We start from the raw sequence: 20990 nt of genomic DNA, 5'->3' as shown, positions 1-20990 counted from the left end.
CTGGCACGGCACCTCGCCGCGTTGCCGAAGTGCCCACAGGAAACCGCCCTGCGGGCACTTCGGCGCCTTGCGATGCACCGCGCCAGACGCTCCGGGCTTCTCCGCGAAGATCCACCGGACAGGACCTAGGTAACGCCGGGGCGTACCCAACTGGTGCAGAAGACGCCCGACCGGCCCGGTGTACGGTCCTCCGGTGGCGCCTGCCCGCAGGCGCGGAACCACCGTTTGCGCCCGTCGTCCCGGGCCAGCGCCGCCGGAGTGTCCCGGCCTTCGGCGATCGGCTGCACCCCGCACTGCCGCCACTCGGCCTGGTCCTGCGGATCCTCGACGTACGTCCAGTCCAGCCACAGGCGGTCCATCGCGGAAGCGCTCTCGGTGAGCCGCCCCCACACGATCCAGCCGTGCTCCGGATGCGACTGGGTGCGGGTCTCGATCCAGCGGTCGGGCCGCGGCGAGCCCGGCGGTCCCGGCTCCCGCCCGAGCGAGAGCGAACGGGTCCCGGGGTCGGGCTTCAACCCCTCGGCGCACCGCCCGAGTTCATAGCCGGGCGGAGTCCGCGCGGCGGCCGGTTCCCCCGTCGGCCGCCCCCACAGGTCGACGAACGTCCCCGCGACGAAGGAGGTGGCCAAGGCCAGCGCGATCAGTCCCGCGCGCAGAGCGGGTGACCAACTCCGGGGCCTCGGGACCGGGATGCCGGTGGAGCGGTCCTCCGGTGCCACGAGGTCCACGGACGGCACGGGTTCCGCCCCGCCGACGATCTCGCCGACCGCTGGCCCCACCGGTTCGCCGGGCGACTCGCCCATCGCTGACACCAGATGCAGCCAGGCCCGCTCCCAGCCTTCGATCTCGGCCGTGGCCGCCTCGACAGAGCGTCCCGCGGAGATCAGACAGCCCGCGACGAAGGAGCGCACCAGCGACAGCCGTGGCGGGATCTTCGGATATCTGGCGGTGACCAGATTGGACAACGTGCTGCGGGCGATGGCCTGTTGCCCGGCGTCGCTCGCCCCCGCGTTGATGTCCTTGTACGACGGCGCCCCGCACGCCTCGCGCAGTTCCATGAGGGCGGCATGGAACTCGCGAGGCGTCCGGGCGTCGAGGGGCGGCTGAGGGATGTCCGTCCGGGTACTCATGTCACCCAGCGTGCCGGGAGGGCCCCCGGCCCGCCACGCGATTCGGCCCGCGCCGAAATCCGCAGGTCGGGGCGGGGACGCGATCAGAATCTCACGGTCGCCCACAGGACGCGGTGGTCGGAGTGGGCGTCGTTCACGTCATGTCCGACGTGCTCGACGTGCGGAGAGGCGAAGATGTAGTCGATCTTCTGAAGGCTGTCGTGCGTGCGCTCACCGCCGCGGCAGGGTTCCGCCGCGGGAAAGGGCCGCTCGCGGATGTCGTTCCCGCAGTGGCTGAACAGTTCTTTCAACTCGCCCTGGGCGCCGTTGCCGTAGTCCGGATGGTAGAAGTGGTCGGCCGTCCCGGACATGGGGTCGTCGTTCATGTCCAGCCCGACGAACCGCGTGTACGCGCCGTACGAGTCCCGGAGAATGCCCTTCGCGACCGACGCCTCGTGACGACGGGCCACTTGCTCCGCGTCACCACCGTCCTTGGTGAGGTGGGCGGTACAGACGACGGTGTTGATCCGCTGCGAGGTCACGCACTGCATCTGCCGGTGCTCGCCCCCCTCGGGCGTCTCCAGATCGTGCGGGGCGGCCGGTCCCTGGTCGAAACCGAGATCCGTTCGGTACAGGATCGCGGTGCCGAACGCGGCCCGGCCCTGCGGGTCTTCGGGATGCTTGCACCTGGCCGCGCCACCGGGCTCGTCCTCATGCCTCACCTGGCGGAAGGCGATGTCGTACTCGGGGACGGCACTGTCCTTGGCACGCGCCAGGTCGAGCCCCGTCTCCACGAGACGGTTCCAGTCGTCGCAGGACTCCTGGATCGTGACGAAGGCGGGTTTACGCGTCCTCACGCTCGCGACGAACGCCGCCGGGCCCCCGGCCTTCTTGCTCCAAGTGGCGTGCCCGCCCGCCATGTTGAACTGACCCACGACGTAGGTCGACTTCGCGACCTCCCCGCCACCGACCTCGTCACCGCCACCGCCTTCGCCGTCCGGCGGTCCGGTCGCTCCGCAGTCCGGGATCTCCGCCCCGTTGACATCCTTCGCCTCGTCGTCGTCCCACTTGGCGAGCCCGAAAGCGGACACGTACTGCCCCCGCCAGGTGCTCCCGGTGTCCAGATCGGTCCTCAGCCACCACGAGTTGTACGCGTCGCCCTCCTGGACCCTGGGCCCACCGACCTTGCAGTACACGTAGTTCTCGCCCGCGCGCAGCGTGCCCGTAGGCTCCCCGGCGCCGGGCTCCGTGTAGCCCGGCAGGTCCTTGAAGGTGGTCACGGTGTACGTCTGCGCCGAGCCGGCCGCCTGCCCTCGGATCTCCTGCCCCCGGGCTTTCTCTCCCCCCTTGCCGCCGCCCCCGCTTCCCCCGCAGGCCGACAGCGCACCCACGAGAAGTACCGCGGCCACCACACGGACCGTCCGTCGCCTCATGCCTGCTCCCGCTTCCAGAGGGTCAGTTCGAACCGGAGATCCGGATACAGGTTGTTGGTCTCCTGCGCCCCGAGGAATTTCAGCCAGGCGACGTTCTCCTCGTCGGTGATCACGCAGAACGTCTGCCCGTTACGGAATTCCTCCGCGTCCATGTCACCGACGGCCTCCAACCGCGCCTGTGCCATGCACTCCTCGTGGTCCGACGGCCGGCTCGGCGGCCCCGTACCGAAGTTCCTGCCGCCCATCTCGACCTGCTGGCTCTTGCAGTCGCCGTACTCAAGTTCGTTGGCGTTGGTGATGTCGTCGTTCGTTTCGGGCACGTCGAGATCGACGCCGTTCACACCACAGGCACTGGACGGGAAAGGCAGCGTGAGCGGCTGCTTGTCCACGACCTTGGTGAGTTGTCCGGCGCCTCCGCCGCCGTCCGGGCTCCCGGACGGCGAGGCCTCGCCGTCCGGGGACCCGGAAGCCGTCGGCTTCTCCCCGGCGCCGCCCTCGTCGCCCGGTCGCTGCGGCCGGGCGTCCTTCGACGGGCTGCCGGACGTGTTCTCCGGCCAGACCGCGACGGCTGTCGCGACCCCGAGCGCCACCGCGCACACCGCCGTGACCACGGCGAGAGCCGGGGAGCGCCGCCGTCGGCCGTCCGGCGCCGTGGTCGTCGGGTACGGCCCCCGCGCGGGCGGCCCGGGAGGTACGGGGCGGGCGGGCCCCTGGGTGGGCAAGGCCGCGAAGGCCCGCCCCGGGTCGACGGGCCCGGCGTCCACCTCCCGGGCCGCGACGGCGGCCCGTACCGGAGCCGGCAGCCACAGGGCGCCGCGCCGCAGCGCCGTACCCCCCGACGCCTGTACGCACGCGGCGATCACGTCGTGCGTACGCGACCGCCGGGCCGCGTCGGTCTCCAGGCACGCCGCGACGATCGGCACCAGCGTCGCCGGGCACCCCGACAGATCGGGCGGCTCGTGCATGATCCGGTACGCGACGGTCATCGGCGGACCTTCGCCGTACGGATGCCGTCCCGTGGCCGCGAAGTACGTGAGCAGCCCCAGCGGGAAGATGTCGAGGGCCTGTGTGTGCGGCTCGGAGCCGGAGATCTGCTCGGGCGCCATGTAGTCGAGGGTGCCGACCGACTGACCGGTCCCGGTGAGCGACGTCCCGTACAGCGCGGACGCGATCCCGAAATCCAGCACCTTCGGTCCGTCCATGGTGAGAAGCACGTTGGACGGCTTGAGATCGCGGTGGATGATCCCGGCGTCGTGCACGGACTGCATGCCCTCCGCGATCCCGGCCATGAGCAGCAGGACCGTGTCGACGGGCAGCGGGCCGTGTTCCAGCACCGCCCGGTCCAGTGGGATCCCGGCGGCGTACGCGGTGGCGAGCCACGGTCGCCCGCCGCCCGTCCGTGAGTCCGTCACCGGGAGCGTGTAGTGCCCGCGCACCCGGCCCGCCAGAGCCACCTCACGCTCGAAGCGGGAGAGGAAGCCCGGGTCGTCGGCGTGATCACGCCGGATCACCTTCAGGGCGACGGGCTGCCCGCCCGGCGAGTACGACAGATAGACGGTGCCCATCCCGCCTTCCCCGATCCGACCGTGCAGCCGGTACCCGTCGATCTCCGGGGGGTCCTGCGGCTGGAGCGGCTTCACCGGCGCGGAGCCGTCGGACCCCGCGGAGTACCGCGGGCGGGGAGGCTGTCCATCGGGGGCCGTCGGGGTGTACCCGGCCATGTGCGTGCCCTTCTGCGTCACGTGCGAGTGGGCCTCGATTTCTCCCACGTGAGGGCGGCGCCCCGGCAGGGGGTTCGGCGATCGGCCGCACGGACCCCCGAAGACCCGCTGCCCGCAGCCCGGTTCGGCATGCCGAACCGGACACCGCGTCGCGCCGAAGGACGGGCGGACACGGTCCGGTCAGCGGGCCGCGACGGCTCGGCGAGCGAAGATCTCGACGTGCTCCGTGAGGAGAGCATCACCTACGCTGCGAAGCTCACCCATGACTGGAGACGCCGATGGGCGCGATGAACGAACTGCTCAACCTCACGGTCGTCGGCGACCTGTCCCGACGGCTGAACGGCGTCACCAACGGTCGTCATCTCTCCGCGATCACGGCCGGTCAACTGGAGCCGCTCAGCCTGCGCGAGCGGACCGACCTCGTCTCGCGGACCCTGCTCGACACCCTGCCGCCCGGCTACCGCGACACCAACGCGATCGTCCGCGGTCTGCTCGAAGACCCGTCGTTCGACGGCTGGGCCGTGTGGCCGGTCGGTGAGACCGTCACGACCCTCGCGCTCGCCGACGGAAGCGCGGACGCCTACGACGACGCCCTCGCCCTGATGGCCGAGCTGACCCCGCGACTCACCAGTGAGTTCCCGATCAGACGGCTGATCGAAGCCGACCCCGCCCGGGCCCTCGCCGCCGCGCTCGGGTGGACGGACCATCCGGACGCGCATGTACGCCGCCTCGCCAGCGAGGGCACGCGTCCCTATCTGCCCTGGGCGATCCGGGTACGCGCGCTGCTCGCCGATCCGTCCGCGACCGGGCGGATCCTCGACGCGCTCTACCGCGACCCCAGCGACTATGTGCGCCGTTCCGTCGCCAACCACCTCAACGACCTCAGCCGCCTCGATCCCGAACTCGTCGTCATGACGGCCACCCGCTGGCTGGCCGATGCCGCGACGACGACCCCCTCCGTGGTCAGGCGCGGGCTGCGCACCCTGATCAAGAAAGGCCACCCGGGCGCGCTCGCCCTCCTCGGCTTCGCGCCGGCCGATGTGGTGGTCGGGGAGCTCGAACTCGGGGTGTCCGTCGTCGACTTCCCCGGAGAGCTGGGGTTCACCTTCACCGTCACCAACGCGGGGGGCGCACCGTCCGACATCGCCGTCGACTACGTCGTGCACTACGTGAAGAAGGACGGCCGCCTCGCCGCGAAGGTCTTCAAGCTGGCCACCCGGCACCTCGCGGTGGGCGAGACGGCCGACTTCGCCGGGCGGCACGTCTTCCGCCCGATGACGACGCGGGTGCACTACCCCGGCACGCACGCGCTTGAGTTGCAGATCAACGGAGAGCGGTACGGCCGCGCGGAGTTCGAGGTACGGTCCCCGGCCACGTAGGACGCGAGTGCGGACCGTGTACGAGGAGTTCGTGGTCCCCGTTCCGGGAGACCGCCGGCCGACCGGCATCCGGTGTCGGGACGGGCGCGGCGTGATCGATAGCCTGCTGGAGGTGCGGACCGGGGAGAGGACCGGTCCCGAGCGCTGCGACCGGCCCGGTCGACCGGCGGAAACAGTGAGGCGAGAGGCCATATGTTCACCACCCGTCCCACCCTCCAAGGCACCTTCGGCATGGTGTCCTCCACCCACTGGCTCGCCTCGCAGTCCGCGATGGCCGTGCTGGAGGACGGCGGGAACGCCTACGACGCCGCCGTCGCCGCCGGGTTCGTCCTGCATGTCGTGGAGCCGCACCTCAACGGGCCTGCCGGCGAGGTGCCGATCATCATCGCCCCCGCCGGAGGCGAGGTCCAGGTGCTCTGCGGCCAAGGCCCGGCGCCCGCCGGGGCCACGATCGAGCACTACCGCTCCCTCGGGCTCGAACTCGTCCCCGGCACCGGGCCGCTGGCCGCCGCCGTGCCCGGGGCCTTCGACGCCTGGATGCTGCTGCTGCGCGATCACGGCACCAAATCCCTGGCGCGGGTGCTGAGTTACGCCATCGGCTACGCCGAGGACGGTCACGCGCCCGTCGAGCGGGTCGGCGAGACCGTGGACAGCGTCCGCGAACTGTTCGAGACCGAGTGGACCTCGTCCGCCGACGTCTACCTTCCCGGCGGCCGGTCCCCGGCGCCCGGAGAGCTGTTCCGCAACCCCGCGCTCGCCGCCACCTGGCGCCGGCTGACCGCCGAGGCCGAGGCGGCCGGCGGCGGCGACCGGGTCGCGCAGATCGAGGCCGCGCGCGACATCTGGCGCCGGGGGTTCATCGCCGAGGCGCTGATACGAGCGTCGGACCGGCCCGCCATCGACACCAGCGGCTCCCGCCACACCGGCACCCTGACCGCCGCCGACCTGGCCGGGTGGTCAGCGACGTACGAGGCGCCCGCGACGTACGACTGGAACGGCTGGACCCTCTGCAAGGCCGCCGGCTGGAGCCAGGGCCCCGCCTTCCTCCAGCAGCTCGCCCTGCTGCCGCCGGCCCCTGAGCTTCCGGCGTACGGCTCCGAGGAGTACGTCCACCTCCTTACCGAGGGCTGCAAGCTGGCCATGGCCGACCGGGAGGCCTGGTACGGCGACGCCGCCGACGTACCGCTCGGCACCCTCCTCTCGGAGCCGTACAACACCGCCCGCCGCGCCCTGGTCGGGAAGAAGGCCTCGCACGAACTGCGCCCCGGCAGCCCCGACGGACGCGAGCCCGTCCTCAGCGCCCACGCCACCGCCGTCGCCGCCGGTGAGGCCGGCTTCGACGCGCTCGGCGTCCCGGCGGCCGGCGCGGGCGAGCCGACCGTCGCCCGCGACGGCGCGACCCGGGGCGACACCTGCCACCTCGACGTGGTGGACCGCTGGGGCAACATGATCGCCGCGACACCGAGCGGCGGCTGGCTCCAGTCCAATCCGGTCGTGCCCGAACTCGGCTTCCCGCTCGGCACCCGCCTCCAGATGACCTGGCTGGAGCCGGGACTGCCGAACTCCCTCACCCCGGGCCGCAGGCCCCGGACCACGCTGACGCCGTCCCTCGCCCTGCGTGACGGCACTCCCGTCATGGCCTTCGGCACCCCCGGCGGCGACCAGCAGGACCAGTGGCAGTTCCACTTCTTCCTGGCCGTCGCGCTGCGCCCGCGGGTACGCGGCGGACTCGATCTCCAGGGCGCGATCGACGCGCCCAACTGGCACAACGACAGCTTCCCCAGCTCCTTCTACCCGCGCGGGATGTGGCCGGGCAGCATCACGGTGGAGCCGTCCATGGACGCGGCAGTAGTAGAAGGGCTGCGCCGCAGGGGCCACGACGTCACCGTCGGCGAACCCTGGTCGGAAGGCCGGCTCTGCGCGGTCGCGAGGGACCCGCGTACGTGCGTCCTGTCGGCCGCGGCCAACCCGCGAGGCATGCAGGGGTACGCGGTGGGCCGCTAGAGCCCCGGATCGGGCCGGTCAGCGGGGGGACGCCGAGCCGCCATCGAGCCGTCATCTCCGCTCCCACCTGGGTTGTCGTACCCCTGTGGTTGTCTTGAGGAATGATCGATGACTTCCTGAACGGTGACCTTTCCGCTGTCGAGGCGGCGGTGCGTGACGCGGCCGCCGCCGAGATCGTGCCGCGCTACCGGCAGCTCGCCGCACACGAGATCGTCGAGAAGTCCGGCCCCCACGACCTGGTGACCAGCGCCGACCGGGGTGCCGAGGAGCATCTGACCGCCGCCCTCACGGCGCTGCTGCCCGGTTCTGTCGTGGTGGGCGAGGAGGCCGTCCACGCCGACCCCGCCGTGTACGGGGCGCTGCGCGGCGACGCGCCCGTATGGATCGTCGACCCGGTCGACGGCACCCGTCAGTTCGTCCGGGGCGAGCCGGGTTTCTGCACGCTGGTCGCGCTCGCCCAGGGCGGCGAGGTGCTGGCCTCCTGGACGTACGCGCCGGTGACCGGCGAGATGGCCACCGCCGTACGAGGACGGGGCGCCCGGTTGAACGGCGTGCCTATCCGCTCCGGTACGCCGGAGCCCGGCGCGGTCCTGGACGTCGCGATCTCCCACCCGGACTACACCACGGCCGAGGAGAAGCGCGCGCTCCTGGGTGTCCGCGACGCCGACGACATCGCCGCCCGGCCGTGCGGCTCGGCGGGGCTGGAGTATCTGGCCGTCGCGCTCGGCACGCTCGACGCCGTCGCCTTCAGCTGGGAGCTGGCCTGGGACCACGCGGCGGGACTCCTTCTGGTGACGGAGGCCGGGGGTGCGCAGCTGACCCTTGCGGGGGAGCCGTTCCGGGTCACGGGCGGCAACGCGCTGCCCTTCACGGCGGCGCGTGACGAGGCGACCGCGCGGCGGATACGGGAGCGCCTGCTGACGGGCGGGCGTACGGCGGAAGAGGCGGGAGCCGGCGCGGGCTCGGCACCGGGAGCCTGAGGCCCGCGCCGCACAAGCACACCGACGCGCCCCCCCCGGCGACCAGCGCCTCCTCCATATCCCTCGCCCCGCCGACAGAGTGTCAGAGGTCAGGAATAGGCTGGATCCTCTGGCCATCGGCTGACGAAGGAGTCCGAAGGTGCCGTCGATGCTCGATGCCGTCGTCGTGGGGGCGGGACCCAACGGCCTGACCGCCGCTGTCGAGCTGGCCCGGCGTGGATTCTCCGTCGCCGTGTTCGAGGCCCGCGACACCGTGGGCGGGGGAGCGCGGACCGAGGAACTCACCCTCCCCGGCTTCCGCCACGACCCCTGTTCGGCCGTGCACCCCCTGGGCGCGGGATCGCCCGCGTTCAACGACATGCCCCTCGCCCGGTTCGGCCTGGAGTGGCTGCACCCCGAGCTGCCGATGGCCCACCCCTGGGACGACGGCACGGCCGCCGTGCTGTCTCGCTCCGTCGCCGAGACCGCCGCCTCCTTCGGCCCGCGCGACGCGGGGGCGTACCGCCGGCTGCTCGCCCCCTTCCTCGGCAAGTGGGACGCGTTCGCGCGGGACTTCATGGCGCTGCCCCCCAGGGGCCTGCCGCACGACACCCTCACGCTCGCCCGCTTCGGCCTCGCCGGGCTCCCGAGCTCCAACCTCCTGATGAAGCGGTTCCACGACGAGAAGGCCAAGGGGCTGTTCGCCGGCCTCGTCGCCCATGTCATCGCCCCGTTGAGTGGGATCGCGACCGGCGGCGTTGGCCTGATGTTCGCGCTCGCCGCGCACGAGAACGGCTGGCCGCTGCCGCGCGGCGGCTCCCAGGCCATCTCGGACGCCCTCGCCGCGTATCTGCTCGACCTCGGCGGCACGATCCACACCGGCTTCGAGGTCAAGCGGCTCGACGACCTGCCGCCGGCCCGCGCGTATGTCTTCGACACCTCACCGACCGCGCTCGCCCGTATCGCGGGGCTCGGCCGGGCGTACGACTCCTACCGCTACGGCCCCAGCGTCTTCAAGATCGACTACGCGCTGGACGGCCCCGTGCCCTGGACGGCGGAGGCGGCGCGCCGGGCCGGCACGGTCCAAGTGGGGCCCACCAAGGGGGAGATCAGTACGGCGCTGGATCTGGCGTACGGCGGCAGCGCACCCGCCACGCCGTTCCTGATCACCGCCCAGCCCAGCCTGGTCGATCCGTCCCGTGCCCCCGCCGGAAAGCATGTCTTCTGGGCGTACGGCCATGTCCCGCACGCCTGGGACGGCGATCTGACCGAGGCGATCGAGCGGCAGATCGAGCGCTTCGCGCCCGGCTTCCGGGACCGCGTCCTGGCCCGCGCGACCGCCGGCCCGCCGGAGCTCGCGGCCCGCAACGCCAACTACGTGGGAGGGGACATCGCCAGCGGCTCGGTGGCCGGGCTCCGGCTGCTGCTGCGGCCCAAGCTCTCGCTGTCGCCGTACAGCACCCCGCACCCCGCGGTCTTCATCTGCTCGTCGGCGACTCCGCCGGGACCCGGCGTGCACGGCATGTCGGGGCAGAACGCGGCGAAGGCGGTCTGGCGCAAGCTGCGCGCGACGGCCTGACCGCGCGGCCCGCGCGGCTCCTTCGCGGGCGGGTCTTCCCCATCAGGCGGGACCCGCCGATTCCTGAGACGCTGTTGGCGTCCGGTGTTCACGGTCGGCACGCCCCGGAGAGGGCGAGAGCCCCCCACTCATCGAGGTCGAGGCGGAGGCCGCCGCCGCGCCGCGTCGTGCGCGCGCAGCCCCACCGACCGCCGCCGGGCCGTCCGCGACGTGCGACGCCACCACCACGAAGAGGGGACACACCGTCATGGCCACCACCATCACCACCACCGACGGCACCGAGATCTTCTACAAGGACTGGGGCACGGGCCGCCCCGTCGTCTTCAGCCACGGCTGGCCGCTCAACGCCGACGCCTGGGACGGCCAGCTCCGTCTCGTCGCCGAGAACGGCTTCCGCGGCATCGCGCACGACCGCAGGGGCCACGGCCGCTCCGGCCAGCCCTGGCAGGGCAACGACATGGACACGTACGCCGACGATCTCGCCCAGCTCCTGGACACGCTGGACATCCGTGACGCCGTCCTCGTCGGACACTCCACGGGCGGCGGCGAGGTCGCCCGCTACATCGGCAAGTACGGCACGTCCCGGGTCTCCAAGGCGCTGCTGCTGAGCTCGATCCCCCCGCTGATGCTGCGGACCGACGCCAACCCCGAGGGCCTGCCCGTCGACGTCTTCGACGGCCTCCGCGCGGGCTTGGCGGCCAACCGCTCGCAGTTCTACGAGGACCTCACGGACACCTTCTACGGCTTCAACCGCCCCGGCGCCGCGATCTCGAAGGGGATGCGCGACGCGTTCTGGCTGTGGAGCATGCAGGTCGGCATCAAGGCGGCGTACGACTGCGTCAAAGTGTTCTCCGAGACGGACTTCACGGAGGACCTCAAGCGCTTCGACGTCCCCACCCTCCTCGCGCAGGGCGACGACGACCAGATCGTGCCGCTCGTGGCCGCCAGTCCCAAGTCGGCCGAGCTGATCAAGGACTCGACGCTGAAGATCTACCCGGGCCAGCCGCACGGTCTGTACGGCGACCACGAGCAGGAGTTCAACGCCGACCTCATGGCCTTCATCAGCTGAGCCGGCCGAGGCGGGAGGACATACGCCGGGCGACCGCGTTACGCGCAGGCAGCACAAGGTCGATGTCGGATTCTCGCCAGCGTCCGGCACACTCCGTGCCGGATGCTTGACGCATGCACACCGACACCGAGCGCTGCTTGCGCGCCGTCCGGTCCAAGGACGCGCGATTCGACGGATGGTTCTTCACCGCCGTCCTGACCACCGGTATCTACTGCCGGCCGAGCTGCCCGGTCGTGCCCCCGAAGGCCGAGAACATGGTCTTCCACCCGAGCGCAGCCGCCTGTCAGCAGGCCGGCTTCCGCGCCTGCAAGCGCTGCCGGCCGGACACCAGCCCCGGCTCGCCCGAGTGGAACGCCCGCGCCGACTCCGTCGCCCGCGCCATGCGTCTCATCCAGGACGGGATCGTCGACCGGGAGGGCGTCACGGGACTCGCCGGGCGGCTCGGCTACTCGGAGCGCCAGATCGAACGGCAGCTGCTCGCCGAACTCGGCGCCGGGCCGCTCGCGCTGGCCCGCGCCCAGCGGGCCCAGACCGCGCGGCTGCTCATCGAGACGACCGCGCTGCCGATGGCGCAGGTCGCCTTCGCCGCCGGGTTCTCGTCCATCCGCACCTTCAACGACACCGTCCGTGAGGTGTTCGCGCTCTCGCCGACCGAGCTGCGGGCACGCGGCTCCCGGCGTTCGGGCACCGCCCCGGCGCCGGCCACCGGGCCTTCGGCCAGGCTTTCTACCGGGTCCGCAGCCCCGTCTTCGACGCCCGGGGTGATCTGTCTGCGGCTGCCCTTCCGCGCACCGCTCAACCCCGACAACCTCTTCGGACATCTGGCGGCCACCGCCGTCCCGGGCGTCGAGGAGTGGCGCGACGGCGCGTACCGGCGCACGCTCGCCCTTCCGTACGGACACGGCATCGTCGCCCTGACGCCAAAGCCCGACCACATCCGCTGCCGGCTCGCGCTGACCGACCCGCGCGATCTCACCGTCGCCATCAGCCGCTGCCGCCGCATGCTCGACCTGGACGCCGACCCGGTCGCCGTCGACGACCAGCTCCGTACCGACCCGCTGCTCGCCCCGCTGGTCGACAAGGCGCCCGGCCGCCGGGTGCCGGGCACCGTCGACGCCGCCGAGTTCGCCGTACGCGCGGTGCTCGGTCAGCAGGTCTCGACCGCCGCCGCCCGCACGCACGCCGCGCGCCTTGTCACCGCGCACGGCACACCCGTGGACGATCCCGAGGGCGGCCTCACCCATCTCTTCCCCACGCCCGCCGAGTTGGCCGCGCTCGACCCCGAAGCGCTCGCGCTGCCGCGCAGCCGCCGCACCACGCTCATGACCCTGGTCGAGGCGCTGGCCGACGGCACGCTGCCGCTCGGCACGGACAGCGACTGGGACGAGGCCAGGGCCCGTCTGCACGCGCTGCCCGGGTTCGGCCCGTGGACCGTCGAGGCGATCGCGATGCGCGCGCTCGGCGACCCGGACGCCTTCCTGCCGACGGACCTCGGGATGCGCCGTGCCGCGTCGGCGCTGGGACTGCCGTCGACACCCGCCGCGCTGACGTCACGCGCCGCCGCGTGGCGGCCCTGGCGCGCCTACGCGGTCCAGTACCTCTGGGCGACCGAGGACCACGCCATCAACGTCCTTCCCGCATAAAGGAGTTCACCGCATGACCACCGGCATGAACAGCCGATCGCACACCGTGGCCGACAGCCCGTACGGGCCGCTGACGCTCGTCGCCACCGACGGGGTGCTGAGCGGTCTCTACATGACCGAGCAACGCCATCGCCCGCCGCAGGAGAGTTTCGGCGCGAGCGACGCCCGGCCGTTCGGCGAGGTGATCGACCAGCTAGACGAGTACTTCGCCGGCGAGCGCACCGAGTTCGACCTGCCGCTGCGGCTGCACGGTACGCCGTTCCAGCGCAGCGTCTGGGAGCAGCTGCTGACGATCCCGTACGGCGAGACCCGCTCGTACGGTCAACTGGCGGGCGCGCTGGGCAAGTCGGGCGCGTCGCGCGCGGTCGGACTGGCCAACGGCAAGAATCCGGTGGGGATCATCGTGCCCTGCCACCGGGTGATCGGATCGACCGGCGGCCTCACCGGTTACGGCGGCGGGCTGGACCGCAAGCAGCGCCTGCTGGTCTTCGAGGGCGCGGCGGACGCGCCGCCCGCCGACACGAGGGCGGGCACGGCGGGCACGCTCTTCTGACGCCCACGCGCCCACGCCCCCAACGCGCCCGCCCCGCCCGCTCAGTTCGCGTGGAACCGCTTCAGCAGTTCGGGCAGCGCCGTACCGATCGGCTCACGGATGACCTCGTCGGCCTGCTCGTCGTACGGCGTCGGCTCGGCGTTCACGATCAGGAGCCGCGCGCCGTGCTCGGCAGCGATCCCCGCGAGCGAGGCGGCCGGCTGTACCTGGAGGGTCGTGCCGACGGCGATGAAGACCTCGCACGCCTTGGTGATCGACAGGGCCTGCCCGAGCACCTGCGGATCAAGCCGTTGGCCGAACATCACCGTCGCCGACTTCAGGACGGCACCGCACTCGGTGCACGGCGGGTCGTCCTCGCCCGCCTCGACCCGGGCCATCGCCTCCTCCATCGTAGAGCGTGCGTGGCACCCGGTGCAGACCACCGCCCGCGCCGTGCCGTGCAGTTCGAGCACCTTGCGGGCGGGCGTACCGGCGAGCTGGTGGAGCCCGTCGACGTTCTGCGTGATCACCCGGACCTCTCCGTCGACCGCCCGGTCGAGCTCGGCGACGGCGCGGTGCGCCACGTTCGGCCGGGCACGGAAGGCCGGGCTGTCGCGGCGCATCAGCCATGAGCGGCGGCGGACGTCCGGGTCGTTCATGTACGTGTCGTACGTGACGAGCTTCTCGGCCGCAGGATTGCGCCGCCACACACCGTTCGGACCTCGGTAGTCGGGAATGCCGGAGTCGGTGGAGATCCCGGCGCCGCTGAAAATCGCGACGAGAGTCATGCCGCGAGGGTACTCAGCGGTGCCGGGAAGGAGCGACCCGATAAGCGTCGGCCCGGCCTTAGTGAAGGTGCCCGCTGTGACTGATGTGTCCGACGTGTCCTGGGTGCGGCGCGTGGCCCGGGTAGTCGGAGGGGTCGGTCGTGCCGTCGGCCGCCGCCGTGGGGACCGGGGCGAAGGGGGTCGGCACCTCGCCCGTCCAGCGGTTCATCACGGCCTTGCCCGTCTGCTTGGTGACGCCGTCCTCCACGATCGTGCCCGCCTCGGCGAGGTAGTACCGGCCGTCGTCCAGCGACACCAGACCGTACTGGCCGGTCGACTCCCAGCCGTACGTCCCGGACGCCGGGTGGTGCAGCCCCCGCGCGAGGAGCGGCAGCAGCCGTCCGCGTTCCGGCTCCGGCTGGCCGGCGACGGGCCCGGAGACCGGGTGCTTGGAACCGTCCAGGACGAAGAGCGAGTAGTTCGGGAACTGCGTCTTGGTGCCCTTGTACGCGGCCAGCAGCCAGTTGCCGGTGTACGCGTCGTAGTCGAGGTTCTGCACGCCGTACGTGGTGTTGCCGGTGTAGCTGAAGTACTTGCCATCGGGCGCGGCGGGGCCGCTGGTGTGCGGGTCCGCCTCGGTGAGCGGGCGCTCGTACTTCTTCCAGCGCCGGATGTCGTACTGGAGCAGGACCTGGTTGTCGTTGTCCTGCCGGGAGGTGTTGGCGTAGACGCCGTACGCGACGGTGAGCAGCTGGGTGCGCGGGGCGCCGTGCTCGCCGCCGGGGCGCCTGTCGTCGAAGCCGGGTCCGAAGGCGACGCCGTCGATGCCGCTGCATCCGTAGCGGTGGTCGGCGGTCTTCGCGGTGTCGCCGTCGAAGACGCCGTCGCCGTCCATGTCGGCCGTGTAGTCGTCCACGACCTCCTTCAGATGGACGGTGGAGACGACGCCGGTCGTCTCGGCGTCCATGTCCATGGCGGTGATGCGGTCACCGTCGAAGATCGCGATGTAGAAGGCCTTGGCCGCCTTGTACTCCAGGGAGCCGTAGACCCTGCCGTCCTTGGTGTTGAAGTCCAGGTCCCCGAGGTGCCCGGTGAATCCGGTGACCGAGCCGACGGGTTTGCCGGTGAGGTCGGTCTTGACGAGGAGATTGGTGAACGAGAAGTACATGAAGCCTTTGCGGCGGTCGACGGCCATGCCCTGGACATGGCCCGACTTCCAGGCGCCGCCGTCCACGGACGTCGGGAGCGTGGGGAGCCGGCCGGGCCCGGCGGTCTTCGCGGTCACCGGCCCCGCGCCGGTGTCGGCATCCGCCGCCGCGGTTCCCGCGCCCGCCGCCACAACCGCCGTCGTGAGCAAGGCTGTCAGCAAGCCGTGAATCCGACGTCGCATGTTCCCTCCGGTGTCCTGGGCCTGAGTCTCCGAGAACGGCGCGTACATGACATATGAGACCAGCTCCCGCCGTGCGCGTCACCACCGCGCACCCGGGGATCAGCCGATCCGGCGGCCGTTCTCCAACTCCACGGCCCCCGAGCCGGTTTCGAGCACATTGAGCCCCGCGAGAATGCGGCCGGCGAGCGATCCGATCACCAGATCGGGAATCTGAGCAGGGGTCACCAGCCGCCAGGAGAGCAACTCGTCGTGCTGGAGCCGGATCGCGCCGAGCCGTTCCTCGTCGAGGACCCCGCCGTCGTACAGATACGCCACGATGGCCGGCCGGTCCGGCGCCTGCGACCAGTCCACGGCGAGCAGCGGCCCCAACTCGACGTCCAGCCCGATCTCTTCGAACGTCTCGCGCCGCGCCGCCTGACGCGGCGTCTCGCCCGTGTCGGACTCGACGGTGCCGCCGGGCAGCCCCCAGCCGGGCCGGTAGTTGGGCTCGACGATCAGTACGCGCCCCTCCTCGTCCCGGAAGAGTGCGGCGGCCCCGGAGAGGACACGGGGGAGGCCGGCGATATAGGTGAGGTAGTCGGCTTCGCGAGAGGTCGTCACGCGGAAAGCGTAGATCAGCGGCACCTTGGCGGAGCCGAAACCGGCCCATGTCGTTTCTCGGATTATGGGAGTTTTACCCCTCTTCTTGTGGCGCGGACGCCAGGGCGGTACCCGTGGGCAGGAGGCCACCCGGCCGGATAGGGTCGGTGCGGCGCGACTGCCTGTTCGAAAGCAAGGGATGACAAGGTGACGGACGGAGCAGTAACCGAGGCCGCGCACGTGCTCGTCGCGGCGGACAAGTTCAAGGGATCGCTCACGGCCGTACAGGTCGCCGAGCGGGTGACGGCCGGGCTGCGTCTGGTCGTCCCCGGCCTCGACGTCGAGGCACTGCCCGTCGCCGACGGCGGTGACGGCACCGTCGCAGCGGCGGTGGCGGCCGGGTTCGAACGCCGTGAGGTACGGGTCGCCGGACCGCTCGGCGACGAGCTGACCGCGGCGTACGCGCTCCGCGACGGCACGGCCGTCGTGGAGATGGCGGAGGCGTCGGGCCTCCAGCACCTGCCCGCCGGCGTCTTCGCGCCTCTCACCGCCGGTACGTACGGCTCCGGCGAGCTGCTGCGCGCCGCACTCGACGCGGGCGCGCGCACCGTCGTCTTCGGCGTCGGCGGCAGCGCCACGACGGACGGCGGCGCGGGGATGCTCGCCGCGCTCGGCGGACGCTTCCTCGACGCGGACGGGCGGCCGGTGGGCCCCGGCGGCGGCGGACTGCGCGATCTCGCGACGGTGGACCTGTCCGGACTCGACCCCCGTATCGCCGACACGGACATCGTCCTCGCCAGCGACGTCGACAACCCGCTGACCGGCCCCAAGGGTGCCCCGGCGGTCTACGGTCCGCAGAAGGGCGCGTCCCCCGAGGACGTCGCCACACTCGACGCGGCGCTCGCGCACTACGCGCGCGTCCTGGAGAAGACCCTCGGCGCCGGGGCGGCCGAGGCCGCGCTCTCGCCCGGCGCGGGCGCAGCGGGCGGTATCGGTTACGGTGCCCTTGTCGGCCTCGCCGCGAGCTTCCGGCCCGGCATCGAGGTCATGCTCGACGTACTCGGCTTCGGCCCCGCGCTGTCCCGCGCCACGCTCGTGATCACCGGCGAGGGCTCGCTGGACGAGCAGACGCTGCACGGCAAGGCCCCGGCGGGCGTCGCGGCGGCGGCCCGTGCGAAGAACATCGAGGTGATCGCCGTCTGCGGCCGGCTGGCCCTGCGCCCGGAGGCCCTCGGCCGCGCCGGTATCCGCCGCGCGTACGCCCTGACGGACCTGGAACCGGACCCGGCACGCTCCATGGCGGAGGCGGGCCCGCTGCTGGAACGCATGTCGGCGACCATCGCCCGCGACTTCCTGACCTGATCCGTCACCCCGCACACACCAGGGCCCGGACGCTCGAAGCGTCCGGGCCCTGTACGTATGGCCTGCGGGCGGTGGCTACGGCAGCTGCGCCGCGCGTGCCTCGCGCCGGTTGTCACGGAACGTGTTCACGCGCCGCGCCGTGGCGAAGAGCGGGATCACCGCGCCGGTCACCACCTGGAGCGCACAGCCCGTCTGGAGCAGGAGCTGCCCGCCCGGCGCGTCGAACGCCCAGGCCACCAGCAGCGCCATCGCGGACACGATCCAGCTGAGCATCGCGACCGCGAGGATGCCCCGCGGCTTCGGATACTCGACCCGGCTCACCATCAGCCAGGCGACACCGACGATGGCGAGCAGCGTCGGTACGAAGGGAAGCTCCAGCAGCACGATGGAGACGACCGTGAGCGCGCCGAACGGGCTCGGCATGCCCTGGAACATGCCGTGCTTCATCGTCACGCAGGAGAATCTCGCGAGCCGCAGAACCACCGCCAGCAGTACGACGACCGCGGCCAGCGCCGAGACCCGCTGATGGGCGTCGTCGGCGACCATGCCGTAGACGAGGACGAAGTACGCGGGCGCCAGACCGAAGCTGATCAGGTCGGAGAGGTTGTCGAGCTCCGCACCCATCGGCGAGCTGCGCAGCTTGCGGGCCACGAGTCCGTCGAAGAGGTCGAAGACCGCGGCGCAGAGCATGAGGATCACCGCGGTGGCCGCGGAGTGCCGCGCCATCCCGGTCTCTTCGCTGCCGGTGAGGTGCGGGATCAGGATGCCGGTGGTGGTGAAGTAGACGGCCATGAAGCCGCAGGTGGCGTTGCCGAGGGTGAGGGTGTCCGCTATCGACAGCCGCATCGACAACGGCATTTCCTCCGCGTCGTCCTCCTCCTCGGCCTCGGCGACCCAGCCGGCCGGTGCGTCGGGATCAATCACGGTCAATTCGAGTCACCCCTGCGGTCGTGGCCTGACCGACCTCGACGGCGACGTCGACACCTTCCGGAAGGTAGATGTCGACGCGTGAGCCGAAACGGATCAGGCCGATGCGCTCGCCTTGCTCCAGCTTGGTCCCCTGCGGCACGTACGGGACGATCCGCCGGGCGACGGCGCCGGCGATCTGCACCATCTCGATGTCACCGAGCTCGGTGTCGAAGTGCCAGACGACGCGTTCGTTGTTCTCGCTCTCCTTGTTGAAAGCGGGGACGAAACCGCCGGGGATGTGCTCGACGGACGTCACGGTGCCCGCGAGGGGAGCGCGGTTGACATGGACGTTCAGCGGGCTCATGAAGATCGCGACGCGGGTGCGCCCGTCCTTCCACGGCATGATGCTCTGCACCACGCCGTCGGCCGGTGAGATGACCCGGCCCTGCGTGATCTCTCGCTCGGGATCCCGGAAGAACCACAGCATGCCTGCCGCGAGAGCGGTGGCGGGCACGGCGATGGCGGCGGCGCGCTTCGAGCCGCGGGCGCGGACCAGACTGAGTGCTGCGGTGGCGACGGTCGGCAGAAGCCACGGCGATGCTCCGCGCGCAAGGCGTCCCTTGGGAATGACGTCGCGTCGTGCAGAGGTTTGGCTGTGGGGCATGGATGACCTTCGTAGCGGATGATGCCGCACGGGCAACGGGGACGGCGGCTTTCCGTCGATGGTATCGGTTGCCAGGTGCAACTGGGCAATGCAGAAGCCGAGTCGGCGGCCGGAAGACGATGACGAGGTGTGCTGTTGTGGGCGGTCAAATGGGACCATAGACCGCGATCAACCCTGGAATCGGTACTCCTCCAGCAGTCGGCGACCAATGATCATTTTCTGGATCTCGGCGGTACCTTCGCCGATGAGCAGCATCGGTGCCTCGCGGTAGAGACGCTCGATTTCGTACTCCTTGGAGAAGCCGTAACCGCCGTGGATCCGGAAGGCGTCCTCGACGACTTCCTTGCAGTACTCGGAGGCGAGGTACTTCGCCATCCCTGCCTCCAGGTCGTTTCGTTCCCCGGAGTCCTTTTTGCGTGCCGCATTGACCATCATCGCATGAGCTGCTTCGACCTTGGTGGCCATTTCGGCCAGCTTGAACTGGATTGCCTGGTGTTCGGCGATCGCCTTGCCGAAAGTCTGACGCTGCTGGGCGTACGAGACGCCGAGTTCGAAGGCGCGTTGTGCGACGCCGCAGCCACGCGCAGCGACGTTGACGCGGCCGACCTCGACCCCGTCCATCATTTGGTAAAACCCTCGTCCGGTGGCGCCTCCGAGGACCCGATTGGCCGGAATGCGCAGTCCGTCCATGATCAACTCGGTGGTGTCGACGCCCTTGTAGCCCATCTTGTCGATCTTGCCGGGGATGGTCAGACCGGTCCGTACCTCACCGAAGCCGGGCTCCTTCTCCACCAGGAACGTGGTCATCGACCGGTGGCGCGCGGTGCCCTCGGGGTGGCCTTCGTCACTCCGGCAGAGCACGGCGACGAGCGTGGACGAGCCGCCGTTCGTCAGCCACATCTTCTGGCCGTCCAGCACGTACTCGTCGCCGTCCTTGACGCCCTTCGACGTGATGGCCGACACGTCCGAGCCGAGCCCCGGCTCGGACATCGAGAACGCGCCACGCACCTCGCCCGCCGCCATGCGCGGCAGGAAGGTGTCCTTCTGCTCCTGGGTGCCGTGCTGCTTGAGCATGTACGCCACGATGAAATGCGTGTTGATGATGCCCGACACGGACATCCAGCCGCGGGCGATCTCCTCCACGCAGAGCGCGTACGTGAGCAGTGACTCGCCCAGACCGCCGTACTCCTCCGGGATCATCAGCCCGAACAGGCCGAGTTCCTTGAGCCCTTCGACGATCTGGGCCGGGTACTCGTCGCGGTGCTCAAGACCCGTGGCCACGGGCAGGATCTCTTTGTCGACGAAGTCCCTCACCGTGGAGAGGATCTCCCGCTGGATGTCGGTCAGGTCCGCGGTCTGGGCGAGACGGCTCATGGGTCAGCTCTCCTGCGTGATCGGCTCGGGGCGGCCGGGCTGTTCGCCGCCGCGCTTGTCGATGTAGGTCGCGGTCGGCACCATCACCTTGCGGCGGAAGACGCACACGACCGTGCCGTCCTGCTTGTAGCCCCTGGTCTCGACGTACACCACGCCCCGGTCGTCCTTGGACCGCGACGGCGTCTTGTCCAGGACCGTCGTCTCGCCGTACAGCGTGTCGCCGTGGAAGGTCGGCGCGATGTGCTTCAGCGACTCGACCTCCAGATTGGCGATGGCCTTGCCGGAGACGTCGGGGACCGACATGCCGAGCAGCAGCGAGTAGATGTAGTTCCCCACCACGACGTTCCTGCCGAAGTCGGTCGTCTTCTCCGCGTAGTTGGTGTCCAGATGGAGCGGGTGGTGGTTCATGGTGAGCAGACAGAACAGATGGTCGTCGTACTCGGTGACGGTCTTTCCCGGCCAGTGCTTGTAGACGGCGCCGACCTCGAACTCCTCAAATGTGCGCCCGAATCGCATC

At 71.2% G+C, this 20990-nt stretch carries 18 protein-coding genes; 8 read left to right on the top strand and 10 right to left on the bottom strand.

Annotated elements, in window-relative coordinates:
• Positions 1–125 precede the first annotated feature (125 nt).
• From ACFWV8_RS29685 to ACFWV8_RS29675, 3 genes are all read right to left on the bottom strand, one after another.
• Entirely contained in the window at positions 126–1130 is a 1005-nt protein-coding gene (locus ACFWV8_RS29685; RefSeq protein ID WP_384210671.1) for a hypothetical protein, read from the bottom strand.
• A gap of 83 nt (positions 1131–1213) precedes the next feature.
• Positions 1214–2542 carry an endonuclease/exonuclease/phosphatase family protein gene (locus tag ACFWV8_RS29680; protein ID WP_384210668.1) on the bottom strand — a complete coding sequence of 443 codons (1329 nt, stop codon included), beginning with the start codon at positions 2540–2542 and terminating at the stop codon, positions 1214–1216.
• Entirely contained in the window at positions 2539–4311 is a 1773-nt protein-coding gene (locus tag ACFWV8_RS29675) for a serine/threonine-protein kinase (RefSeq protein ID WP_384210665.1), read from the bottom strand. Before ACFWV8_RS29675 ends, ACFWV8_RS29680 begins: the two co-directional genes overlap by 4 nt.
• Before the next feature lie 230 nt (positions 4312–4541).
• Between ACFWV8_RS29675 and ACFWV8_RS29670 the strand changes: the two genes are divergently transcribed.
• The 7 genes from ACFWV8_RS29670 to ACFWV8_RS29640 all read left to right on the top strand — a co-directional run bounded on the left by ACFWV8_RS29670 (position 4542) and on the right by ACFWV8_RS29640 (position 13449).
• Positions 4542–5642, top strand: a complete 1101-nt coding sequence (locus ACFWV8_RS29670) for a DNA alkylation repair protein (protein WP_384210662.1) — start codon at positions 4542–4544, stop codon at positions 5640–5642.
• 192 nt (positions 5643–5834) lie between these two features.
• A complete protein-coding gene (locus ACFWV8_RS29665) occupies positions 5835–7646 on the top strand; it encodes a gamma-glutamyltransferase family protein (protein ID WP_384210659.1) in 1812 nt (603 codons plus the stop codon).
• Positions 7647–7747: 101 nt separating this feature from the next.
• A complete protein-coding gene (locus ACFWV8_RS29660) occupies positions 7748–8626 on the top strand; it encodes an inositol monophosphatase family protein (RefSeq protein ID WP_384210656.1) in 879 nt (292 codons plus the stop codon).
• Between the two features lie 139 nt (positions 8627–8765).
• Positions 8766–10184: a phytoene desaturase family protein gene (locus ACFWV8_RS29655; RefSeq protein WP_384210653.1), complete on the top strand. Its 1419-nt coding sequence runs from the start codon at positions 8766–8768 to the stop codon at positions 10182–10184.
• A gap of 247 nt (positions 10185–10431) precedes the next feature.
• The gene (locus tag ACFWV8_RS29650) at positions 10432–11253 is read left to right on the top strand and encodes an alpha/beta fold hydrolase (RefSeq protein WP_384210650.1); all 822 of its coding nucleotides are present in this window, start codon (positions 10432–10434) and stop codon (positions 11251–11253) included.
• 113 nt (positions 11254–11366) lie between these two features.
• The gene (locus ACFWV8_RS29645) at positions 11367–12896 is read left to right on the top strand and encodes an AlkA N-terminal domain-containing protein (protein ID WP_384210647.1); all 1530 of its coding nucleotides are present in this window, start codon (positions 11367–11369) and stop codon (positions 12894–12896) included.
• Positions 12897–12909: 13 nt separating this feature from the next.
• Complete coding sequence (locus ACFWV8_RS29640) at positions 12910–13449, top strand: methylated-DNA--[protein]-cysteine S-methyltransferase (protein WP_384210645.1); 540 nt, start codon at positions 12910–12912, stop codon at positions 13447–13449.
• A 41-nt stretch (positions 13450–13490) separates the two neighbouring features.
• Here ACFWV8_RS29640 and ACFWV8_RS29635 read toward each other — a convergent pair whose 3' ends face one another.
• The 3 genes from ACFWV8_RS29635 to ACFWV8_RS29625 form a co-directional block, all read right to left on the bottom strand.
• Positions 13491–14216: an NAD-dependent deacetylase gene (locus ACFWV8_RS29635; protein WP_384210642.1), complete on the bottom strand. Its 726-nt coding sequence runs from the start codon at positions 14214–14216 to the stop codon at positions 13491–13493.
• Between the two features lie 58 nt (positions 14217–14274).
• Entirely contained in the window at positions 14275–15585 is a 1311-nt protein-coding gene (locus ACFWV8_RS29630; protein ID WP_384210639.1) for a hypothetical protein, read from the bottom strand.
• Between the two features lie 99 nt (positions 15586–15684).
• Positions 15685–16185: an NUDIX domain-containing protein gene (locus ACFWV8_RS29625; protein ID WP_384210637.1), complete on the bottom strand. Its 501-nt coding sequence runs from the start codon at positions 16183–16185 to the stop codon at positions 15685–15687.
• Positions 16186–16371: 186 nt separating this feature from the next.
• On the opposite strand from ACFWV8_RS29625, the gene ACFWV8_RS29620 reads away from it, so the two are divergent.
• Positions 16372–17526 carry a glycerate kinase gene (locus ACFWV8_RS29620; protein WP_384210634.1) on the top strand — a complete coding sequence of 385 codons (1155 nt, stop codon included), beginning with the start codon at positions 16372–16374 and terminating at the stop codon, positions 17524–17526.
• A gap of 75 nt (positions 17527–17601) precedes the next feature.
• On the opposite strand, the gene pssA is transcribed toward ACFWV8_RS29620, so the two are convergent.
• From pssA to ACFWV8_RS29600, 4 genes are all read right to left on the bottom strand, one after another.
• Positions 17602–18456 (bottom strand): CDP-diacylglycerol--serine O-phosphatidyltransferase, encoded by an 855-nt coding sequence (pssA, locus tag ACFWV8_RS29615; RefSeq protein ID WP_384210631.1) that lies wholly within the window; start codon positions 18454–18456, stop codon positions 17602–17604.
• Positions 18443–19099: a phosphatidylserine decarboxylase gene (locus tag ACFWV8_RS29610; RefSeq protein WP_384210677.1), complete on the bottom strand. Its 657-nt coding sequence runs from the start codon at positions 19097–19099 to the stop codon at positions 18443–18445. Before ACFWV8_RS29610 ends, pssA begins: the two co-directional genes overlap by 14 nt.
• 168 nt (positions 19100–19267) lie before the next feature.
• A complete protein-coding gene (locus ACFWV8_RS29605; RefSeq protein WP_384210628.1) occupies positions 19268–20473 on the bottom strand; it encodes an acyl-CoA dehydrogenase family protein in 1206 nt (401 codons plus the stop codon).
• A gap of 3 nt (positions 20474–20476) precedes the next feature.
• The gene (locus tag ACFWV8_RS29600) at positions 20477–20989 is read right to left on the bottom strand and encodes a MaoC family dehydratase (RefSeq protein WP_329379332.1); all 513 of its coding nucleotides are present in this window, start codon (positions 20987–20989) and stop codon (positions 20477–20479) included.
• Between the last annotated feature and the right edge of the window lies 1 nt (position 20990).

Origin of the sequence: Streptomyces sp. NPDC058665 (assembly GCF_042714995.1) — a bacterium.
GTDB lineage: Bacteria > Actinomycetota > Actinomycetes > Streptomycetales > Streptomycetaceae > Streptomyces.
The sequence above is the reverse complement of the archived record's forward strand: the minus strand, read 5'-3'. Positions and strand labels throughout refer to the sequence as shown.